At 66.4% G+C, this 20903-nt stretch carries 16 protein-coding genes; 14 read left to right on the plus strand and 2 right to left on the minus strand.

The genetic code is table 11. The features are described 5' to 3' along the window. The first annotated feature begins 148 nt into the window (after window positions 1-148). From PQB87_RS35815 to PQB87_RS35845, 7 genes are all read left to right on the plus strand, one after another. Entirely contained in the window at window positions 149-664 is a 516-nt protein-coding gene (locus PQB87_RS35815) for a hypothetical protein (protein WP_059687142.1), read from the plus strand. A gap of 104 nt (window positions 665-768) precedes the next feature. Continuing rightward, window positions 769-1920, plus strand: a complete 1152-nt coding sequence (locus tag PQB87_RS35820; RefSeq protein ID WP_489245016.1) for a c-type cytochrome — start codon at window positions 769-771, stop codon at window positions 1918-1920. A gap of 13 nt (window positions 1921-1933) precedes the next feature. Beyond that, window positions 1934-3688 (plus strand): cytochrome c oxidase subunit I, encoded by a 1755-nt coding sequence (gene ctaD / locus PQB87_RS35825; protein WP_489245018.1) that lies wholly within the window; start codon window positions 1934-1936, stop codon window positions 3686-3688. After that, window positions 3685-4296, plus strand: a complete 612-nt coding sequence (locus PQB87_RS35830; protein WP_489245019.1) for a cytochrome c oxidase subunit 3 — start codon at window positions 3685-3687, stop codon at window positions 4294-4296. Before ctaD ends, PQB87_RS35830 begins: the two co-directional genes overlap by 4 nt. Beyond that, window positions 4293-5039 carry a heme-copper oxidase subunit III family protein gene (locus PQB87_RS35835; RefSeq protein ID WP_111939430.1) on the plus strand — a complete coding sequence of 249 codons (747 nt, stop codon included), beginning with the start codon at window positions 4293-4295 and terminating at the stop codon, window positions 5037-5039. The genes PQB87_RS35830 and PQB87_RS35835 overlap by 4 nt, the downstream gene beginning before the upstream one ends. An 8-nt stretch (window positions 5040-5047) precedes the next feature. After that, window positions 5048-5389, plus strand: coding sequence for a cytochrome C oxidase subunit IV family protein (locus tag PQB87_RS35840; protein WP_027792794.1), 342 nt, complete (start codon window positions 5048-5050; stop codon window positions 5387-5389). Window positions 5390-5529: 140 nt separating this feature from the next. After that, the gene (locus PQB87_RS35845) at window positions 5530-5850 is read left to right on the plus strand and encodes a high-potential iron-sulfur protein (protein WP_027792793.1); all 321 of its coding nucleotides are present in this window, start codon (window positions 5530-5532) and stop codon (window positions 5848-5850) included. A 112-nt stretch (window positions 5851-5962) separates the two neighbouring features. Here the strand turns inward: PQB87_RS35845 and PQB87_RS35850 are convergent, their stop codons facing one another. Then, window positions 5963-6346: a hypothetical protein gene (locus PQB87_RS35850; protein ID WP_059687148.1), complete on the minus strand. Its 384-nt coding sequence runs from the start codon at window positions 6344-6346 to the stop codon at window positions 5963-5965. A 212-nt stretch (window positions 6347-6558) separates the two neighbouring features. Beyond that, window positions 6559-6942, minus strand: coding sequence for a c-type cytochrome (locus PQB87_RS35855; protein WP_489245020.1), 384 nt, complete (start codon window positions 6940-6942; stop codon window positions 6559-6561). Window positions 6943-7245: 303 nt separating this feature from the next. On the opposite strand from PQB87_RS35855, the gene uvrA reads away from it, so the two are divergent. The 7 genes from uvrA to PQB87_RS35890 all read left to right on the plus strand — a co-directional run bounded on the left by uvrA (window position 7246) and on the right by PQB87_RS35890 (window position 20892). Further along, window positions 7246-13140 carry an excinuclease ABC subunit UvrA gene (uvrA, locus tag PQB87_RS35860; RefSeq protein ID WP_489245022.1) on the plus strand — a complete coding sequence of 1965 codons (5895 nt, stop codon included), beginning with the start codon at window positions 7246-7248 and terminating at the stop codon, window positions 13138-13140. Between the two features lie 875 nt (window positions 13141-14015). Further along, window positions 14016-15056 carry an LLM class flavin-dependent oxidoreductase gene (locus PQB87_RS35865; protein ID WP_489245024.1) on the plus strand — a complete coding sequence of 347 codons (1041 nt, stop codon included), beginning with the start codon at window positions 14016-14018 and terminating at the stop codon, window positions 15054-15056. Window positions 15057-15164: 108 nt separating this feature from the next. Further along, window positions 15165-15860, plus strand: coding sequence for an energy transducer TonB (locus PQB87_RS35870; protein ID WP_226143491.1), 696 nt, complete (start codon window positions 15165-15167; stop codon window positions 15858-15860). 69 nt (window positions 15861-15929) lie between these two features. Continuing rightward, window positions 15930-16868, plus strand: a complete 939-nt coding sequence (locus tag PQB87_RS35875; protein WP_059688169.1) for a MotA/TolQ/ExbB proton channel family protein — start codon at window positions 15930-15932, stop codon at window positions 16866-16868. Window positions 16869-16880: 12 nt separating this feature from the next. Further along, a complete protein-coding gene (locus PQB87_RS35880) occupies window positions 16881-17303 on the plus strand; it encodes an ExbD/TolR family protein (RefSeq protein ID WP_021156566.1) in 423 nt (140 codons plus the stop codon). Between the two features lie 12 nt (window positions 17304-17315). Further along, window positions 17316-17747, plus strand: a complete 432-nt coding sequence (locus PQB87_RS35885) for an ExbD/TolR family protein (RefSeq protein WP_489245025.1) — start codon at window positions 17316-17318, stop codon at window positions 17745-17747. Window positions 17748-18507: 760 nt separating this feature from the next. Next, entirely contained in the window at window positions 18508-20892 is a 2385-nt protein-coding gene (locus PQB87_RS35890; protein WP_226128536.1) for a TonB-dependent receptor plug domain-containing protein, read from the plus strand. The last annotated feature ends 11 nt before the right edge of the window (window positions 20893-20903 follow it).

Genomic DNA, 20903 nt, shown 5'->3' on the forward strand with positions numbered 1-20903 from the left:
TCGTCGAGCGCACGGCCGCGCGCGGAGAAGGGCGTTCGCCTGTTGCGCACGCAACCCTGCTTCCGGATCGCTCGAGTGACGCAGGCCCGACGCGCGTGACGCCCCCGGAACCGAAGCGCCGACGTCGAAGCGTCGGCAAGGAGGTCGTATGGAACTGCACATGCAATCGCACCATTGGGCGCGTCGGACGCCGGACTGGGTCGCCGCCGCCGTGGCCGGTCTCGCAGGTGGTGCGCTGGTGATCGCGCTGGAATTCGTCTGGTCGACACTCGTGCTCGGCTCGAGCCCGTGGCAACCGACACACAAGATCGCGGCGATGGTGATGGGCCGCAGCGCGCTCGGCCAGATGACGCAATTCAACCTTGAAATCGTCGCGATGGCGCTGCTGCTGCACTACGTGCTCGGCGCGATCATGGGGGTGATGCTCGCCGCGATCATGGCGCCTTTCCGCTTCGATTCGAGCGTGGGCATGGAAGCCGCCATCGGGCTGGCGTTCGGGATCGTCGCGTATGGGTGGAACTTCTACGTCATGACGGCCGTGTTCCCGTGGTTCGTCTCCGAGCGGGGTTCCGGGCCGTTGCTGGCCAACCTGTTGTTCGGCGTGGTTGCGGCCATCACCTACGGCAGGCTGGAGCGATTGCGCAAGCGGAACGTGGACGACTGATACATCGCGTTTTCCGCCGCGCCGAGCCTGACCACCCGGCGTTCGCGGGAGACATGGAACCCGGTGTCGGCGGCGCCGGCGAGTGATACGCAGCGAGGCGGCCTATGGCCCTTGCGATTGCCCTGGTCCTGATCATCCTGTTGGCGGTGGGGTTTCACTTTGCCAGTCCGTGGTGGATCACGCCGATCGCGTCGAACTGGGTGCGCATGGACGACATGCTGACGATCACGCTCGTCATCACCGGTGCATTCTTCATCGCCATCAACCTGTTCATCGTCGTCGCACTGGTGCGCTATCGCCACCGCAGCGGGCATCGCGCGGCCTACGAGCCGCACAACCGGCCGCTGGAATGGTGGCTGATCGGCCTGACCGCCGTCGGCGTGGCGGCGTTGCTGGCGCCGGGGCTGTTCGTCTACGCGGACTACATCCGGCCGCCGCGCAACGTGCTGCAGATGGAAGTGCTCGGCCAGCAATGGCAATGGCGCTTCCGTTTCGCGGGCCCCGGCGGCAAGCTGGGCACGACGGACGTGCGCTACATCAGCAACGACAACCCGTTCGGCCTGAACCCCGCCGACCACAACGGCCGTGACAATTACCTGATCGAGACGCCCGAGGTGCACCTGCCGCTCAACCGGCCGGTCCAGGTGCTGACGCGCTCGCGCGACGTGCTGCACGATTTCTACGTTCCGCCGTTCCGGGCGCGGATGAACATGGTGCCGGGCATGGTGACCACCTTCTGGTTCACGCCGACCAAGGCAGGGCGCTACGACATCCTGTGCGCGCAGCTCTGCGGGATCGGACACTCCGGCATGCGCGGCGTGGTGGTCGTGGAAGACGAAGCCGCGTTCTCGCGCTGGCTGGCGCAGCAGCCCACCTTCGCGCGGCAGCAACTTGCCCGCGTGCAGGCAACCCCCGCCGCTGCCGGCGGCAGCGCGCACGCGCTCGCCGAACTGGGCAAGACGCTCGCGGCGGCCAAGGGCTGCGTCGCCTGCCATACCGTGGACGGCAGCCCGCTCGTGGGCCCGACCTGGAAGGGCCTGTACGGCAAGACCGAAACGATGGCCGACGGCACCACCGCGCAGGTGGACGAGGCCTATCTGCGCGCGTTCATCCGCAATCCGGCGGCGCGGGTCGTGAAGGGGTTCTCGCCGATCATGCCGCACTTCGACCTGAGCGACCAGGAACTGTCCGCACTGGTGGCATATATCGAGGCGCAAGGCGGGCCGCCTCCGGCCGGTACCGCGGCCAGGCAATAGCGGAGCAGAAACCATGACCTACGCGCACAGCGACCACGCCCCGCACAGCTTCTGGACCCGCTATGTCTGGAGCCAGGACCACAAGGTCATCGCGGTGCAGTATGCGATGACGGCCATCGCGATCGGGCTGGTCGGCCTCGTATTGTCCGACCTGATGCGGCTGCAGCTCGGCTTCCCGGGCAAGTTCGCGTTCATCGACGCGAACCACTACTACCAGTTCGTCACGATGCACGGGATGATCATGGTGATCTACCTGCTGACGGCGCTGTTCCTCGGCGGCTTCGGCAACTACCTGATCCCGCTGATGCTCGGCGCGCGCGACATGGTGTTCCCGTTTCTCAACATGCTGAGCTACTGGGTCTACCTGCTGGCCGTGCTGGTGCTGGTGGCGAGCTTCTTCGTGCCGGGCGGGCCGACCGGCGCGGGCTGGACGCTGTATCCGCCGCAGGCCATCCTGCCGGGCACGCCGGGCGTCGAATGGGGCATCGTGCTGATGCTCGTGTCGCTGGCGATCTTCATCGTCGCGGCGACGATGGGCGGCCTGAATTACGTGACCACCACGCTGCAGGCACGCACGCGCGGCATGACGCTGATGCGCATGCCGCTCACGGTGTGGGGCATCTTCATCGCGACCATCATGGCGCTGCTGGCGTTTCCGGCGCTGTTCGTGTCGGCGGTGATGATGCTGTTCGACAGGACGCTCGGCACCAGTTTCTTCGTGCCGGCCGTGGTGTCGATGGGGCAGACGCTCAAGCATGCCGGCGGCAGCCCGCTGCTGTTCCAGCACCTGTTCTGGTTCTTCGGGCATCCGGAGGTCTACATCGTCGCGCTGCCGGCCTTCGGCATCGCGTCGGACCTGATCAGCACGCACGCGCGCAAGAGCATCTTCGGCTACCGGATGATGGTGTGGGCCATCGTCATCATCGGCGCGTTGAGCTTCGTGGTCTGGGCGCACCACATGTTCATCGCCGGCATGAATCCGTATTTCGGCTTCTTCTTCGCCACCACCACGCTCATCATCGCCGTGCCGACCGCCCTCAAGGTCTACAACTGGGTGCTGACGCTGTGGCGCGGCGATATCCACCTGACCGTGCCGATGCTGTTCGCCATCGGCTTCATCAGCACCTTCGTGCTGGGCGGGCTGACCGGGCTCTACCTCGGCAACGTGAGCGTGGACATCCCGCTGTCGAACACGTATTTCGTGGTCGCGCACTTCCATATGGTGATGGCCGTGTCGCCGATCCTGGTGGTGTTCGGCGGCCTCTACCACTGGTACCCGAAGGTGACGGGCCGCATGCTCCACGACACGCTCGGGCGCGCGCACTTCTGGATCACCTTCGTCGGCACCTATGCGATCTACTTCCCGATGCACTATCTCGGCATCCTCGGCATGCCGCGGCGGTATTACGCGTATCAGGGCTACAGCTTCATCCCGCATTCGGCGCAGACGCTCAACACGTTCATCACCGTCGTCGCGCTGATCGTCGCGGCCGCGCAGTTGCTGTTCCTGTTCAACCTGGCGTGGAGCCTCGTGCACGGCCGGCGCGCCGACGGCAACCCGTGGCGGGCCACCACGCTGGAATGGCAGACGCCGCAAACGCCGCCCGCGCACGGCAACTGGGGCGCGGCGCTTCCCGTCGTCTACCGCTGGGCATACGAATACAGTCCGCCGGGGCAAGAGGAAGATTTCGTGCCGCAAAACCAGCCGCCCGCGACGGTGCCTGAACCGGCCCACCCGGCGCTTCACCCCGGCGAGGCCCACGAATGACCACGCTGCCGCGCCCCTTCGTTCACGACGCGCCACCCGGCTTGCCGAATGCGGGCCGCACCGGCCTGATCGTCTTCATGGCGGTCGCGACGACGTTGTTCTCGCTGCTGCTGCTCGCCTATGCGATGCGCATGCGCGAGCCCGACTGGCAGCCGATCCCGCATCCGGCGCTGCTGTGGTGGAACACCGGCGCGCTGGCGCTGGCCAGCGTCGCCATGCAGCGAGCCCGGCAACCGACCTTGCACCGCACCGCGTGGCTCGTGTGCGGCGGCGTGCTGGCGGCCGTGTTCGTGGCCGGGCAACTGATCGCCTGGCACCTGCTGTCGGCTGGCGGGCAGACCGTTGCGGTCAATCCGTCGAACAGCTTCCTCTACCTGCTCACCGGCCTGCACGGATTGCATGTGCTGGGCGGGCTGGCGGCGTGGGCGGTGACGATCGCGCAGCCCCGGCGCGCGGACCCGTTCCGGGCCCGGCGTGTCATCGATCTGTGCGCGCTCTACTGGCATTTCCTGCTCGCGGTGTGGCTTGTGCTGCTGGCGGCGATGTGGTGGCTGACCCCCGGGATCGTCGCCGCCGTCTGCGGGCCGCTGTATGGAGCCGCGCCATGACCGCGCCCACGGCCCCCTCCGGACCCGCCGCCGGTTCGCCCGCGGCCCCGCCTGCCGATGCGCCATCTGCCGACAGCCGGCCCGACGCCCGGCCCGACGGCTGGCGCGGCATCGTCACGGACTGGTCGGCCGATCGCGAAGCCTTCAAGGTGCCGTGGGGCAAGGCGATGATGTGGATCTTCCTGCTGTCGGACACGTTCGTCTTCAGCAGCTTCCTGATCGGCTACATGACGGTGCGCATGTCGACCACGGCGCCGTGGCCCGATACCGCGAAGGTGTTCGGGCTCAGCGTGGGCGGCGTGGAGGTGCCGTTGCTGCTGATTGCGATCATGACGTTCACGCTGATCAGCAGCAGCGGCACCATGGCGATGGCCGTCAACTTCGGCTACCGGCGCAACGCGAGGCCCGCCGCCGCGCTGCTGCTGGCGACCGCGCTGCTGGGCGCCACCTTCGTGTCGCTGCAGGCGTTCGAATGGAGCAACCTGATCTTCCGGGAAGGCATCCGCCCGTGGGGCAATCCGCTGGGCGCGGCGCAGTTCGGCGCGTGCTTCTTCACGATCACCGGGTTCCACGGCTTTCACGTGACCTGCGGCGTGATCTACCTGCTGCTGATCGCACGCAAGATCCTGCAGCCGGGGTTCACCGAACACGGCAACTTCCAGATCGTCGAGATCGCCGGCCTGTACTGGCACTTCGTCGACCTGGTGTGGGTGTTCATCTTCGCGCTGTTCTACTTGTGGTGAGGCAGGCCATGGACCATACCGATCCCGCCGACCGACCCGACGCCGCGCACGGCCAGCAGCATCCGATCGGCCTCTACCTGAAGATCTGGGGCCTGCTGTTCGTGCTGAGCACGTTGTCGTACCTGGTCGACTATTTCAACGTGCAGGGCCTGTTGCGCTGGGTACTGATCGTCGTGCTGATGATCGCCAAGGCCGGGCTGATCGTGTCGATCTTCATGCACATGATGTGGGAGCGGCTGGCGCTGGTGTACGCGATTCTCGTGCCGCCGCTGTGCCTGCTGGTGCTCATGGTGCTGATGGCGGCCGAGGCGCATCACACGTTCGGGATGCGGGAATTGTTTTTTCGCTGATTCCTTCGCAAGGCGGTTCGCAGGGGATGAACGTGTCGCGGCGCGACGGGCACGGTGACGGGCCGCGGTTGTGCGCCGGGAGGCGTCGCGGCATCGGAGGATGCCGGTCATCCGGCCACGCAAACATCGAGGAGGGCAAGATGAAGTTTTCACGCCGACGTTTTATTGCTGCCACCACCGTTCTGGCATCCGCGCTGGCCGTTGGACGCCGCGCGGCCGCGGCAGATGCCGGGGCCGGTGCCGTGCAGGAAACGGATGCAAACGCCCAGGCCCTCGGCTACAAGACGGATGCAAGCCGGGTCGACCATGCGAAATTCCCGAAATTTCAGGCGGGCGAGGCCTGCGCGAATTGCCAGTTCTTCCAGGGCAAGACCGGTGCGGCCACGGCGCCGTGCACCATATTCGGCGGCAAGCAGGTCAATGCGAAAGGCTGGTGCGGCGCTTACGCGAAAAAGGCGTAGACGGGCAGGGGCGAGCGGGTGGCCGGGATACGTGACGCCCGGCCCACCTCATGGCTGATCGGACTCGAGCCACGCACCCGGCGCGACGCGAGATCCGGATGGCAGGCAAGGGTCAGAGATCGCCGCGCACTTCACCGGTTCCGAGCGCGGTTCGCTGCCGGTTGACTTCCGCCCAAAGCTCGTCGCTGTCGTCATTGCGCAGCAGGACCATCCAGTCCAGTTGGTCGTCGGTCACGTCGAAGTATTCCAGGATCTCCCGGCGAGCCGCATCGACGAACTGCGCGTATTCCGGGGTTGCCTGGGCCTGCGCGTGCAACGCGTCGTATTCCGCATCGTCCGCGCCGCCGCCGTGCTCGTCGATGTAGCGCGAGATCCACTGGTCTATTTCGCGGTCGTAGTCGGCTTCGGCGCGCATCGCTTGCACGGCCGTGTAGAAATCCAGTTCGGCAAACGCGGCGATCGCCGCCGTTGTCGCCTCGTCGAAGGTAGTCGTCATTCCATCTCTCATGTTGGTCAGCGCGCATCATCGCACGGGCGGCGCCGGGGCAGGTGCGTCGAATCCGGATGGCGCAATACACCGCTTGTGTGCCGAAGTCTGACCCGGGCAACGGCACCATTTTCGGAAGGTGGATGCCTCCGCCGGATAGCGCGTCGGCGGTATGTTACCGGCTCGAAACGACCCGGAGCGGTCAGCCGGTCGACACGGAATCATCGGCTGCTGGAAATCACGTCGCTCATGTATTGATTCAGGTCGCGAAAATCCTGAACGGTCCAGGCATGCGGCGCCAGCTTTACGCCGTTCTCCCTCAAGGTTCTCGGAATCAGGTCCCCGTTCGGGCGAAGTATTACCGATGAAACGATGACGCCTGGATAATCATGGAGCCGCTTTTTGAACGCGGCAGTCGTGAGGTCGGGCGTGGGGGGATTGCTTTTCCCGGCCAATGGCCCGCTGCCCTTGATATCTGCGCCATGGCACATCGCGCATCTCTGTATGAAGAGATTTTTTCCGTTGACGTTTTGCGAGAAGGCGAGTGAAGGCTGAGTCAACACCCACGCTCCCAGCGAAGTGATGAGCAATGCTCTTGCTTTCATTTTCCTTGTCGTATCACGCGGATTGCCGGGTCGGGGAGTATAAACGCGTCATCGCGGAATGGCCGCGCCTGACTGAACCGGGTCGGACGACCGGGCGTCCGCATCGCTCATTCCGGCCCCCACCGCCATCCCATGCCGCCCTCAGGGTCGTCATGGAAAACTGTATGAATATACAGTATAGTGTCCGTCGAAATCGGGCCGCACAGGTGCAACCCTTGCGGCGCGTGCGCCGCGCCTGCGGGCATCCGCCGCAGCGTTCCGGCACCGGGCACTCTGGTTAACTCATTCAGACGGGCAGGCAAATTGTCATCCAGCAATCTGATCCGCATTCGCGGAGCACGTCAGCACAACCTCAAGAACCTCGATCTCGACCTGCGCACCGGCGAGATGACGGTCGTCACCGGCCCGTCGGGCTCCGGCAAGTCGAGTCTCGTGTTCGACACGCTGTACGCGGAAGGCCAGCGGCGCTACGTCGAGACGTTCAGCGCGTACGCGCGGCAGTTCCTCGACCGGATGGACCGCCCGCAGGTCGAGCGGGTCGACGGCGTGCCGCCCGCGATCGCGATCGACCAGACCAACCCGGTGCGCAGTTCGCGCTCGACCGTCGGCACGATGACCGAGCTGAACGATCACCTGAAGCTGCTGTACGCGCGCGCGGCCGAGCTGTTCGACCGCAAGACCGCGCGGCAGGTGCGGCACGACACGCCGGAGACGATCTACGCGGAGCTCGTCGCGCGCACGCAGGCGGACGATCCGCGCGTCGTCGTCACGTTCCCGGTCGAGCTGCCCGAAACGGCTTCCGATGAAGAAGTCGCGCAGTGGCTGTCCGCGAGCGGTTACACGCGCGTGCAGGCGCAACGCGAGGTCGCGTCGCCCACCGGGCCGCGCAAGGTGCTCGACGTGGTGGCCGACCGCTTCCGCGTGCAGCAGGCCGACAAGGTGCGCGTGGTCGAGGCGATCGAGGCGTCGCTGAAGCGCGGCGGCGGGCGCGCGAACGTGTACGTGCTGGCGCCGGAAGCGGAAAACGCGATCGCCGAGCCGCAGGTGTGGCGCTTCTCCACCGGGCTTCACGATCCCGACAGCGACCTGCGCTACGCGGAGCCGCAGGCGGCGCTGTTCTCGTTCAATTCGGCGTATGGCGCGTGCGAAACCTGCCGCGGCTTCGGCCGCGTGATCGGCGTCGATCTCGGCCTCGTGATCCCCGACGCGCGCAAGACGCTGCGCGGCGGCGCGATCAAGCCGATGCAGACGCCCGCGTGGAAGGAGTGCCAGGACGACCTGATGCGCTACGCGGCGAAAGCCGGCATCCCGCGCGACACGCCGTGGGCCGAGCTGTCGGACGCCGAGCGCGACTGGGTCGTCAACGGTTCGCCGGACTGGAACGGCAAGTGGCAGAGCCAGTGGTACGGCGTGAAGCGCTTCTTCGGCTATCTCGAGTCGAAAGCGTACAAGATGCATATCCGCGTGCTGCTGTCGAAATACCGCAGCTACACGCCGTGCGACGTGTGCGGCGGCGCGCGCCTGAAGACGGAATCGCTGCAGTGGCGGCTCGGCTCGAAAGAGAACGCCGACGGCGTGCTCGCGCCGGCCGGCCGCTTCATGCCGCGCGGCGTCGACTGGAGCCGCGCGCAGCTCGAGGCGCTGCCGGGCCTGACCGTGCACGACCTGATGCTGTTGCCGATCGAGCGCATCCGCCGCTTCTTCGACGACATCAGCCTGCCGAGCGCGCTGCTCGACGATGCATTGAAGCTGCTGCTCGCCGAGGTGCGCACGCGCCTGAAATACCTGTGCGACGTCGGGCTCGGCTACCTGACGCTCGACCGGCAGAGCCGCACGCTGTCGGGCGGCGAGGTGCAGCGGATCAACCTGACGACGGCGCTCGGCACGTCGCTCACGAAAACCCTGTTCGTGCTCGACGAACCGAGCATCGGGCTGCATCCGCGCGATCTCACGCGGATCGTCGAGGCGATGCAGCGGCTGCGCGACGCGGGCAATACGCTGGTGGTGGTCGAACACGATCCGTCGGTGATGCTCGCGGCCGATCGCCTGATCGACATGGGGCCCGGCCCCGGCGAGCGCGGCGGCACGATCGTCTACGACGGCACGCCGGGCGACATCCGCTCCGCGCACACGCTGACGGGCGAGTATCTCGGCGGCCGCAAGCATGTCGCGCATGCGTCGAACTGGGCGCGCCGGGTGGTCGACGCGAATACGCCGCGCATCGTGCTCGAAGGCGCGAGCGAACACAACCTGCGCGACGTGACGGTCGAGATCCCGCTGCAGCGGCTCGTCTGCGTGACGGGCGTGTCGGGGTCCGGCAAGTCCACGCTGCTGCAGGACGTGCTCTATCCGGCGATGGCGCGGCACCACGGCAAGGCGACCGAGTCGCCGGGCGCGTACCGCAGCCTCACGGGCGCCGACCAGGTGGGCGACGTCGTGTTCGTCGACCAGTCGCCGATCGGCAAGACCACCCGTTCGAACCCGGCGAGCTACGTCGGCGCGTTCGACGAGATCCGCAAGCTGTTCGCGAAGGCGCCGCTCGCGCTGCAACGCGGCTACGGCGCCGGCACGTTCAGCTTCAACTCGGGCGACGGCCGTTGCCCGACCTGCGGCGGCTCGGGCTTCGAGCACATCGAGATGCAGTTCCTGAGCGACGTCTACCTGCGCTGCCCGGACTGCGACGGCAGCCGCTACCGCGCGGAGATTCTCGAAGTGCGCATCGAGCGCGACGGCCGCGCGCTGAGCATCGCCGACGTGCTCGATCTCACCGTCAGCGAAGCGGCCGCGTTCTTCGCGACCGACGCCGAGGTGCTGCGCGTGCTGCAGCCGATCGTCGACGTCGGCCTCGAATACGTGAAGCTCGGCCAGCCGGTGCCGACGCTGTCGGGCGGCGAAGCGCAGCGCCTGAAGCTGGCCGGCTTCCTCGCCGAATCGGCGGCGGCCGTGAACGGCCGCCGGGTCGTCACGGAAGAGGCGCGCATCGCGCGGGCGAAGCTGTTCATGTTCGACGAGCCGACCACCGGGCTGCACTTCGACGACATCGCGAAGCTGATGCAGGCGTTCGGCAAGCTGCTCGCGGCCGGCCATTCGCTGATCGTGATCGAGCACAACCTCGACGTGATCCGCGCGGCCGACTGGCTGATCGATCTCGGCCCGGAAGGCGGCGACGGCGGCGGCCTCGTGCTGTGCGCGGGCACGCCCGACGACGTGAAAGCCTGCGCCGAATCGCATACCGGCGTGGCGCTGCTGCAGTACGAACGCGCGATGGATGCCGACATGGCGCTCGCCGACGAAGGCAAGCCGCTGCAGGCCGTGCTGAACGCGGCGCGCGAGCGGCGCGCGATCGAAGGCGAGGACGTCGTGCGGATCGTCAACGCGCGCGAGCACAACCTGAAGGCGCTCGACGTCGACATTCCGCACGGCAAGTTCAACGTGATCACCGGCGTGTCGGGTTCCGGCAAGTCGACGCTCGCGTTCGACATCCTGTTCCACGAAGGCCAGCGCCGTTACCTCGAATCGCTGAACGCGTATGCGCGCTCGATCGTGCAGCCGGCCGGCCGCCCCGAAGTCGACGCGGTGTACGGCATCCCGCCGACCGTCGCGATCGAGCAGCGGCTGTCGCGCGGCGGGCGCAAGAGCACGGTCGCGACCACGTCCGAGGTGTGGCACTTCCTGCGGCTGCTGTACGTGAAGCTCGGCCTGCAGCATTGCATCCACGACGGCACGCCGGTCACGTCGCAATCCGTCGAATCGATCGCCGCGCAGTTGCTGCGCGATCATCGCGGCGAACACGTCGGGCTGCTCGCGCCGCTCGTCGTGAACCGCAAGGGCGTGTATACGGATCTCGCGAAGTGGGCGAAGGCGCGCGGCAGCACGCATCTGCGCGTCGACGGCGAGTTCGTGCCGGTCGATCCGTGGCCGAAGCTCGACCGCTTCCGCGAGCATACGATCGAGCTGCCGGTCGCCGATATCGTCGTGTCCCCCGACAACGAAGCCGAACTGCGACGCGTGCTCGACGAGACGCTCGAGCTCGGCAAGGGCGTGATGCATCTGCTCGCGCCGCTCGACGGGTTGCACGACGCGATGCAGAACGATCATTCGACCGCGCGGGTCGGCACGGTCAAGGTGCTGTCGGTCAAGCGCGCGTGCCCGGTGTGCGGCACGAGCTACCCGGAGCTGGACCCGCGGATGTTCTCGTACAACAGCAAGCACGGCTGGTGCACGACCTGCGTCGGCACCGGCGTCACGCTCACGCGCGAACAGCGCGCCGCGTATGACGACACGGTGCTCGCCGGGGACGATCGCGGCCGCGAGCAGACGCTGCCGTCGGACGAACAGGAACCGGAAGGCGTCGACAACGAGCCGTGCCCGGATTGCAACGGCACGCGGCTGAACCCGACCGCGCGGGCGGTGACGTTCGACGCGCATCCGATCGTCGAGGTCGCGCAATGGACGGTGTCGGACACGCGCCGCTGGATCGACGGGCTGGAGCTGACGGGGCGCGACGCGCAGATCGCGCGCGACATCGTCAGCGAGATCGGCAGCCGCCTCGCGTTTCTCGAGGAAGTCGGGCTCGGCTACCTGAGCCTCGATCGCGCGGCGCCGAGCCTGTCGGGCGGTGAAGCGCAGCGCATCCGGCTCGCCGCGCAGCTCGGCAGCAACCTGCAGGGCGTCTGCTACGTGCTCGACGAACCGACGATCGGCCTGCATCCGCGCGACAACCAGATCCTGCTGGATGCGCTGCGCAAGCTCGGCGACAAGGGCAATACGCTCGTCGTCGTCGAACATGACGAGGACACGATTCGCCGCGCCGATCACATCATCGACGTCGGCCCGGGCGCGGGCAAGCGCGGCGGCACGCTGGTCGCCGAGGGCGCGGTCGCCGATCTGGCCGCGCAGCCGGATTCCGTGACGGGCCGGCTGCTCGCGCAGCCGATGACGCATCCGCTGCAGCCGCGCCGCAGCGTGAGCCTGCCGGGCAAGAAGGGCGGCGCGGCCGTGCCGGAAGCCTGGCTGACCGTGCACGGTGCGCGGCTGCACAACCTGCGCGACGTCACGGTCGGCATTCCGCTCGCGCGGCTCGTCGCGGTCACCGGCGTGAGCGGCTCGGGCAAGTCGACGCTCGCGCGCGACGTGCTGATGACGAACCTGCTCGACGCGGTCGGCCGCTCGGTGCTGTCGTCGCCGGCCACGCGCCGCGCGCGCAAGGCCGCGCAGCAGGACACGCCGGCTACCAACCGTCGTTCGAGCGTGCTCGCGCGCAGTGCGCCGCGGCCGTCGCTGAACGTCACGCATGCGTGGCAGGGCTGCGAATCGCTGAGCGGCTGGGAGCAGATCGACCGCGTGCTCGAAGTCGACCAGACGCCGATCGGCAAGACGCCGCGCTCGTGTCCGGCCACCTATATCGGCGTGTGGGACACGATCCGCAAGCTGTTCGCCGATACGCTGGAAGCGCGTGCGCGCGGCTACACGGCGTCGCGCTTCTCGTTCAACACCGGCGACGGGCGTTGCCCCGCATGCGAAGGGCAAGGCGTGCGCACGATCGGGATGAGCTTCCTGCCCGACGTGAAGGTGCCGTGCGACGTGTGCCACGGGCAGCGCTTCAACCCGGAGACGCTCGCCGTCACGTGGCGCGGCCGGAACATCGGCGACGTGCTGACGATGGAGATCGACGAGGCGGTGGAGTTTTTTGCGCCGATCTCGAACATCGCGCATCCGTTGCAGCTGATGAAGGATGTCGGCCTCGGCTACCTGACGCTCGGCCAGCCGTCGCCGACGTTGTCGGGCGGCGAGGCGCAGCGCATCAAGCTCGTCACCGAGCTGACGAAGGTGCGCGACGACATCACGCGGCGCGGCCAGAAGGCGCCGCACACGCTGTACGTGCTCGACGAGCCGACGGTCGGCCTGCACATGGCGGACGTCGCGAAGCTGATTCGCGTGCTGCACCGGCTCGTCGATGCGGGGCACAGCGTCGTCGTGATCGAGCACGACCTCGACGTGATCGCGGAAGCCGACTGGATCATCGATCTCGGGCCGGAAGGCGGCGTGGGCGGCGGCACGATCGTCGCGGCGGCGCCGCCGGAAGCGCTCGTGCAGGTGCGTGCGAGCCATACGGGGCAGGCGCTCAAACCGGTGCTCGCGCGAACGGGCACGGGCGAAGGGGAAGCCGAGCGCGAGGGAGAAGCGCGGGTCGGGTGAGCGCGACACTTCGTGTTGACGGCACCGCTGCCAGGGGGATTGCCTCCTGGCTAACGGGCTCGGTTCTGTTCTTTCAAGCCGTGGGGTAATGGCTCCGGTGTGGCGCCGTTACCCCGTTTCCGGTACGCGAAGCCTCGCGCTATCGGAGCTTCGTTTTCTGGTGTCGACCGGCGCCATTCCTGCATGCGGCGCCGTCAGGTCTGTCGATCGCTCGCTCGATTGCGTGCCCGTCACTAAAAACATATCCCCCACGCGTTTCTGCGCTGTCGCATCCATTCCGCGATCGGGTTCGGCTGCGCGTCGAACCGTTGCGCCTGAGCGGCCAGCGTCCGCTTGCCTTGGGCGTTGCAAGTGCAGCACTTTTGCATCGAACCCCGTCGGGTGTGACGGTCGGGTTCTCTTCTTCATCGTCCAGGTTTCCGGGCCGCATTATCGCGGGCCCATGAATCGCACGTTCCCCTTGTGCGACTGCCCGGGTTTGTACGGCCACGCCTGAATCAATCTCGATTTTCATTATGTGTGCACGCGCTATCTGTTTTGATACGCGCGTCATATCCATAGAAGAAATGACTGCAACGGGTCAGTCGCACGTTCTCCATAATCGACATCCGAGATTGCCTGCCTGTTCGACGCTTTTTCATGAAAGTTTGAATCCGGTCAGCCCGGCCATTTGCGAGGTTGAGTTCGATGTCTCGTTTCCTTTTTTCGATCCCCGATAAAAAACCGATCGCCAAAGAGGTGAACGCGCGCGTTCCGGTCGATGGTGCCGTGCCGGTCGTGCGTCATGCCTGTCGACAGGCGGATCGGGCAGATCCCGGGCCGACCGCACGCGGCGCGTGTACCACCAGACAGACCCAATGACGAAGGATACGAAAGTGAGCAACGTCCGCATTGATCACATTGCTTTCCTGACACCGGGCAATTACGTCGGTGAAGACGCGGCGGCGGGATTCGAGCAGACGCTCGAACTGTTCAGCGCGGGCGAGGCGCTCGGTTACGACAGCGCGTGGGTGCGGCAACGCCATCTCGAGCGCGCCGTGTCGTCGGCCGCCACGTTTCTCGCGGCGGCGAGCCAGCGCACGACCCGGATCGGATTGGGCGCCGCGGTCATCCAGATGGGATACGAGAATCCGTTGCGGCTGGCCGAGGATCTCGCCACCGTCGACGTGCTCTCGCGCGGGCGGCTCAATGTCGGGCTCAGCGCGGGCGCGCCGAATCACGGCGCGCTGCTGGGCGAGCGGCTGTTCGACACCGATCCGGATCTCGTCGACTTCTCGCATGCGCGTGTGGCACGCCTGCGCCGCAATCTCGCCGGCGACTGGCTCGGCGACGACGACACGTTCGTCGAATCGGCCGCAGGCAGGGTTCGGCCTCGCGTGAGCCCGTTTGCGCCCGGCCTGACGGGGCGACTCTGGTACGGGGGCGGTTCCAGGCGGTCGATCGAATGGGCCGCCAGGAACGGGTTCAACCTGCTGATCGGCAATATAACCACGGGCGAGGGCACCGATAGCCATATCGACGCCCAGTTGCGGCAACTGGATCTGTATCGCGACCATTGGCATGAAGCTCATGCACCGCGGATCGCGCTGGGGCGCGTGATCGTCCCGACCGACGGCGCGAGCGCGAAGGAGCGCGAACGCTATCGCGCATTTGCCGACGCGCGTCATGCCCGCACGCTGGCGCCGCAGGGCGAGCGGCGCACGCTGTTCGCGCCGGATCTCGTCGGCAGCTCGGACGAGATCGTGGAGCGGTTGCTGACCGACCCGGTGGTCGGACAGGTGCGGGAGCTGCGCCTCGAATTGCCTTACGACCTGCCGTTCGAGAACTACCGGCAGATTCTCGAGGACTTCATCACGCGTATCGCCCCGGCACTCGGGTGGCAGCCGGTTGACCGGCGCGAGCCCGCCGCAGCCTGATGCGATCGACATGACATTCCATCGAACGGCGCACGTGATCGAAGTCGGCGACGGACCGGATGCCGCCGGGCACGCCGCCCCTTCGATCTCGTTGCAACTGGACCGAACATGACAACCGCTTCTCCATCCCGGCTCGCGGCAATCGGCCGCCCGCGCCGCTTCGGCAACAAGCAGACGCATCCGGTGCGTCGCTTCGGCGGTATCGCGATTGCCATTGCGCTGCATCTCGTCCTGATCTGGGCGCTCGTGAATGGTCTCGCGACGCGAGTCGTCCAGATCGTCCAGCAACCGATCGAGGCACGCATCATCGCACCGGTGAAGCCGCCGCCTCCACCGCCGCCACCGAAGCCGGTCGAAAAGGTCGTGTCGAAGCCGCGGGTGACGGCGCCGCCGCCGCCGTTCGTGCCGCCGCCCGAGGTACACGTGCAGGCTCCGCCGCAGCCGACCATCACGCACCAGGACGTGCCGGTCCAGAGCGCACCGGTGCACGAGGCGCCGCCCGCGCCGGCGCCGGTGCCGGTTGCCAAGCCGGTGAATCGTGAGATCGGCGTGGTCTGCCCGAATTCGGACGAAGTTCGGTCGTCGATCGTCTACCCGCCGGAGGCGCAGGACAACAACATCACGGGTGAAGTGACCGTCGAATTCACCGTCGATCCGGACGGCCGCGTCACGAACCTGCGGGTTGCCCAGCCGGCCGACCCGGTGCTCAATCGTGCGGCGCTCAATGCGGTCAAGCGCTTCAACTGTATCGCCCAGGGGCAATCCGTGCGTGTGCGGGTACCGTTTTCCTTCAACCTGAATTGACGCGGGCCACGGCAAGCTGTTCGACCGGGCCGGTTTTTCGAATCGACACATGACGCATACGGAGTCCTTATGAACAAGCGTTTTCGCGCCGCAGTCGCGGCAAGTCTGATGATATCGGCCGGCATCGGCGGCACGCTGATCGCACCGCAAGCGGTGCTTGCACAGCAAGCGGCAGCATCCGCGCCGAGCCAGGCCGCTCCCGGCGTGGCACCGACCTCGGCGGCACCGGCTGCCTCAAGTGCGGCCGATCGTGCGGTGCCGCCGCCCGAACCCGCGACGTCGGCCACCGTCGAGAATCCTTACGGCCTGGGCGCGCTGTGGGCGAACGGCGACTTCGTCGCGCGTTTCGTACTGGGGCTGCTCGTGGTCATGTCGCTCGGCAGCTGGTACGTCATGGTCACCAAGTTCATCGAGCAGGCGCGCGCGAACGGCCGTGCGAAGTCGGCCGACGAGCAGGTCTGGAATGCGCCGACGCTGGCCGAGGGTGCCGCCCAGCTCGACGATGCTTCGCCGTTTCGCTTCATCGCCGAGAACGCGATCGAGGCGGGGGAGCACCACGACACCGCGCTGCTCGATTCGGTCGACCGCAACACCTGGATCGACCTGAACATCGAGCGCTCGATCACCAGCGTGTCGAACCGCCTGCAGGACGGCCTGGCGTTTCTCGGCACGGTGGGCTCCACCGCGCCGTTCGTCGGCCTGTTCGGCACCGTGTGGGGCATCTATCACGCGCTGACGGCCATCGGCATCGCGGGCCAGGCGTCGATCGACAAGGTCGCCGGCCCGGTGGGCGAGGCGCTGATCATGACCGCGATCGGCCTCGCGGTGGCCGTGCCGGCCGTGCTCGGCTACAACTTCCTCGTGCGCCGCAACAAGTCCGTGATGGAACGCGTGCGCGATTTCGGCGCGCAACTGCACACGGTGTTGCTCGCGGGCGGCAGGCGCGCGGCGGGCCGCATCGCGACACCGGCGGCACAGTCGCCGCAGGCGCTGGCGGTTCAGTCGTAGGCGGGGCGCGTCATGGCAATCAGTGTCGGCGGTGACGACAACGACGAGGTGATCTCGGCGATCAACACGACGCCGCTCGTGGACGTGATGCTGGTGTTGCTGATCATCTTCCTGATCACGATCCCGGTGGTGACGCACACGATCCAGGTGCAGTTGCCGGCGGAGCGGGTACAGCCGCTGCAGACCCAGCCGAAAAGCATCGAGATCGCGGTGAACCGGCAGGGCGACCTTTTCTGGGGAACCGAGCACGTGAACCTTCCGACGCTGGTGTCGCGCCTGAAGGAGATTTCGACGCAGGCGCCGCAGCCGGACGTGCACGTGCGTGGCGATCAGGCGACGCCGTATCAGTACATCGGCCGGGTCGTCGCGGCATGCGAGCGGGCCGGGGTCGTCAAGGTCGCCTTCATCACGCAGCCGCCCGCGCGCGGGGGCTAGGGAGTTCGAACGATGGGTATGAACGCAGGCTCCGGAGGGAGCAAGGACGATCCGGACGTGATGGTGGACATCAACACCACGCCGTTGATCGACGTGATGCTGGTGCTGCTGATCATGTTGATCATCACGATCCCGATCCAGATGCACTCGGTGAAGATGAACCTGCCGGTGGGGAACCCACCGCCACCGCCGCATCCGCCCCAGGTGGTGCAGATCGACATCGGTGCGGACGGGGCAGTCAACTGGAACGGCGCGGCAGTGAGCGGCGGGGCCGTGCTGGACGCGAAGTTCCGCGCGGTGGCGGCCGAGGCCGACCAGGACGAGATCCGGCTGCGCCCGGACAAGTCCGCACCTTACAAGGCGGTGGCCGAAGTGCTGGCCTCGGCCCAGCGCGAAGGCGCGACGAAGATCGGCCTGATCGGCAACGAGCAGTACATGGAGTGAGCGGCTCGAAAGAACGATGGCGCGGATCGAGTCGTATCCCGCCGGGTCGCACGCGATCGCGCGATCCTCTCGGGTGCCGCTGCCCGCGCAATCGCCGCATTGTCATGCAACTTCGCGCAACTTCGCGCAACCCCGCGTGAATCGCATTCGCCGGCCGGGCAACGCAAACGTGTTGTCCAGGCCCGGCGCTCCCGCACGAGCAGATCACCTGCCACGGTGTAAACGGGTACGCCGGGCGACTGGCCATCCATTCGCATCGAGAACCGACGCGTTCCTCCTAAGCCGGCCACCCCATCAGCGAAGACTGCTCGAAGCGGAGCAGGGCCGCCGGGCTGCGATCGTTCCGCCATCGCAATGATGTCGACATCGTCACGATACTTTCCGGCCCATCGGTTCGAACATGCAATGCGCAGCTTGTCGAGCGAAATCGATATTTCACAAACGTGCGCATATTCCTTTTCATTATTCAAATCGGGCATCGTCAATATCCACAGATTTAACGGGTGCCATTTCCATTCGCCACGCAATCGCAACATTTCCTGCGTGATTGCGTAATCGTGCGCAAGGTCGATAATTGTCTAATGAATTGATAAATGAAAATGCGTATTTGTTATTTAACAAACTATTACACCAGGAGGATGATTCGTCACGCACTGATATCAAAACAAACGAGAAGCGTGACGCGAGAATGAAACGACACTTCGCGGCTCGCTGAAATGAGGGCCTTGAAGTGGTTTATCAGAGAAACGACATTGCGCGCGTGAGGATCCCCCGTTGCCGCTCGCTGGCGCTGGCCGCCTGCTGGATTACCGCCGGCAGCGCCGCGTGGGCACAGGGCACGAAGCCGGAACCGGCGCCTGCCGGCGATACCCGGGACGTCGTCGTCACCGTTCAGGACGTCGTCGTCACGACCGGCACGCGTGAAAGCGCGCGGAAGGTGCGCGATGCCGCCGCCCCGGTGGAAGTGATCAGCGGCGACGCATTGCGGCGCACCGGGCAGGGCAACCTGCGCGACGCACTCGTCCAGCTCTCGCCGTCGATCGCGCGCCAGGCGATGCGCGGCGATGCGGGCAACCTGACCAGCGCGCTGACGCTGCACGGGCTGAGCCCCGATTACGTGCTGGTGCTCGTGAACGGCAAGCGCCGCCATTCGACCGCGAATGTGTCGCTGAACCGCGGGCCGCAGCAAGGATCGACCGGTGTCGACGTCGACCTGATCCCGGTCACGGCGATTGATCATGTCGAGATTCTCCGTGACGGCGCATCCGCGCAATACGGCTCGGATGCGATTGCCGGCGTGATCAACGTCATCCTCAAGTCGAATTACCAGGGTGGCGAGGTGTCGAACACGACCGGCCAGACCTATCAGGGCGACGGCCTTGCGCAGAACAATGCGGCCACCATCGGGCTGAGGCTCGGCGATGCCGGTTATGTCGACCTGAGCGCCGAATACAACCGGCAGAATCATACGGTGCGAACCGACGCCGATCCGCGAACCGGCCGGAACGACAACCTGATTCTCGGGTCGCCTTCCAGCACGCGGGAATCGGTCGCCTTCAACGCGGGTTACCTGCTCGAAGGCGGCGCGAAGCTGTACGGCTTCGGCACGTATGCGCACCGGAGCGGCGGCAGCTACCAGAATTACCGGTTGCCGTCGGTCCTGCCCGCGCTCTATCCGAACGGCTTCACGCCGCAGGAAACGATCAACGAAAACGACTTTTCGCTGACTGCGGGCGTGAAAGGCGACCGGCTGCTCGGCTGGGCATGGGACATCAGTTCGACCTACGGCCGCGACAACATCGGCATCGGCATGGTCAATTCGGCGAACACGAGCCTGTTCGCCGCGACCGGATCGACGCCGACCGGCTTCCGCCTGTCGACCTTCACGAACACGCAGTGGACCAACAACCTGGACCTGTCGCGTGCATTCCACCTGCCGCTGCTGCCCGCGCCGCTCAACGTGTCGGTCGGCGCCGAGCATCGCCACGAAAGCTACACGGTCGGCGCGGGCGATCCCGCGTCGACCTATGGTGCGGGCAGCCAGGCGTTGCCGGGCCTGTCGCCGCTCAGTGCGCTGTCGAAATCGCGCGAGGTGCTCGGCACCTACATCGATCTCGCCACCCGGCTCGCGCCGAACTGGCAGGTGGATCTCGCGGGGCGCTTCGAGCATTACAACGACGTCGGCAGCACGACCAACGGCAAGGTCTCGACGCGCTACGACATCACGCCGCGCATCGCGGTCCGCGGAAGCGTCGGCACCGGTTTTCGCGCGCCGTCGCTCGCGCAGCAGTACTTCACGAACCTGAACATCTCGCCGCTTTCCGCCTACGGGCAACTGGCCCCGAACTCGCAGGCCGCACGCAACCTCGGCGCGACGCCGCTCAAGCCCGAGAAGTCGACCAACTTCGATATCGGGCTCGTGCTCAACCCGCTGCCGAACCTGAACGTGACGATCGACGCGTACCAGATCAACATCCGCGACCGGATCGTGCAGGGCGGCACCTATAGCGGGCAGACCGCGATCGATGCGCTGACGCAGGCCGGCATCACGTTGCCGGCGGGCTTGCCGTCGGTGACGGCGAACTATTTCACGAACGGCGTGAATACGCGCACGCGCGGCCTCGACATCCTGGCCACGTATCACAGCAACTTCGCGAGGTGGGGGAGCGTCGACTGGGATCTCGGCATCAACTTCAACACGACGAGCGTGACGAGCGTGGGCCGCGACACCAACGGCAACACGCTGTTGAACGCGCAGCAGGTCGGCTACATCACGTCGTCGACGCCGAAGAACAAGATCATCGTCGGCGGCACCTGGCACCGTGACAAATGGGCGCTCAGCCTGCACGAAACGCGTTACGGCACGACCTCCGGCGAAGAGAGCTACTGGAGCGGCCCGAATGCATTTTCGACGACGCGCTTCGCGCATTTCACGAATGCGGCGCGATACGTCACCGACGTCGAGCTGCGCTATGCGATGACACGCAAGTTCGAAATCGCGGTGGGCGCGAACAACCTGTTCAACGTGTACCCGAGCAAGCTGCCGTCCGAGAACCAGTTCCTGGGCACGCAGTACGACATCGTGTCGTCGCCGATCGGCATCAACGGCGGCTTCTATTACCTGCGCGCCCGCTACCTGCTCTGATGCGCGTGGCT

This window comes from Burkholderia sp. KL41 (assembly GCF_057005415.2).

Excerpts from the sequence above, each read along its gene's own strand:
- PQB87_RS35830 (WP_489245019.1), top strand. The coding sequence starts at position 3,685 with ATGACCACGCTGCCGCGCCCCTTCGTTCACGACGCGCCACCCGGCTTG.
- PQB87_RS35845 (WP_027792793.1), top strand. The coding sequence starts at position 5,530 with ATGAAGTTTTCACGCCGACGTTTTATTGCTGCCACCACCGTTCTGGCA.
- PQB87_RS35850 (WP_059687148.1), bottom strand. The coding sequence starts at position 6,346 with ATGACGACTACCTTCGACGAGGCGACAACGGCGGCGATCGCCGCGTTT.
- PQB87_RS35885 (WP_489245025.1), top strand. The coding sequence starts at position 17,316 with ATGGGTATGAACGCAGGCTCCGGAGGGAGCAAGGACGATCCGGACGTG.
- PQB87_RS35870 (WP_226143491.1), top strand. The coding sequence starts at position 15,165 with ATGACAACCGCTTCTCCATCCCGGCTCGCGGCAATCGGCCGCCCGCGC.
- PQB87_RS35835 (WP_111939430.1), top strand. The coding sequence starts at position 4,293 with ATGACCGCGCCCACGGCCCCCTCCGGACCCGCCGCCGGTTCGCCCGCG.
- ctaD (WP_489245018.1), top strand. The coding sequence starts at position 1,934 with ATGACCTACGCGCACAGCGACCACGCCCCGCACAGCTTCTGGACCCGC.
- PQB87_RS35815 (WP_059687142.1), top strand. The coding sequence starts at position 149 with ATGGAACTGCACATGCAATCGCACCATTGGGCGCGTCGGACGCCGGAC.
- PQB87_RS35880 (WP_021156566.1), top strand. The coding sequence starts at position 16,881 with ATGGCAATCAGTGTCGGCGGTGACGACAACGACGAGGTGATCTCGGCG.
- PQB87_RS35875 (WP_059688169.1), top strand. The coding sequence starts at position 15,930 with ATGAACAAGCGTTTTCGCGCCGCAGTCGCGGCAAGTCTGATGATATCG.
- PQB87_RS35840 (WP_027792794.1), top strand. The coding sequence starts at position 5,048 with ATGGACCATACCGATCCCGCCGACCGACCCGACGCCGCGCACGGCCAG.
- PQB87_RS35820 (WP_489245016.1), top strand. The coding sequence starts at position 769 with ATGGCCCTTGCGATTGCCCTGGTCCTGATCATCCTGTTGGCGGTGGGG.
- PQB87_RS35855 (WP_489245020.1), bottom strand. The coding sequence starts at position 6,942 with ATGAAAGCAAGAGCATTGCTCATCACTTCGCTGGGAGCGTGGGTGTTG.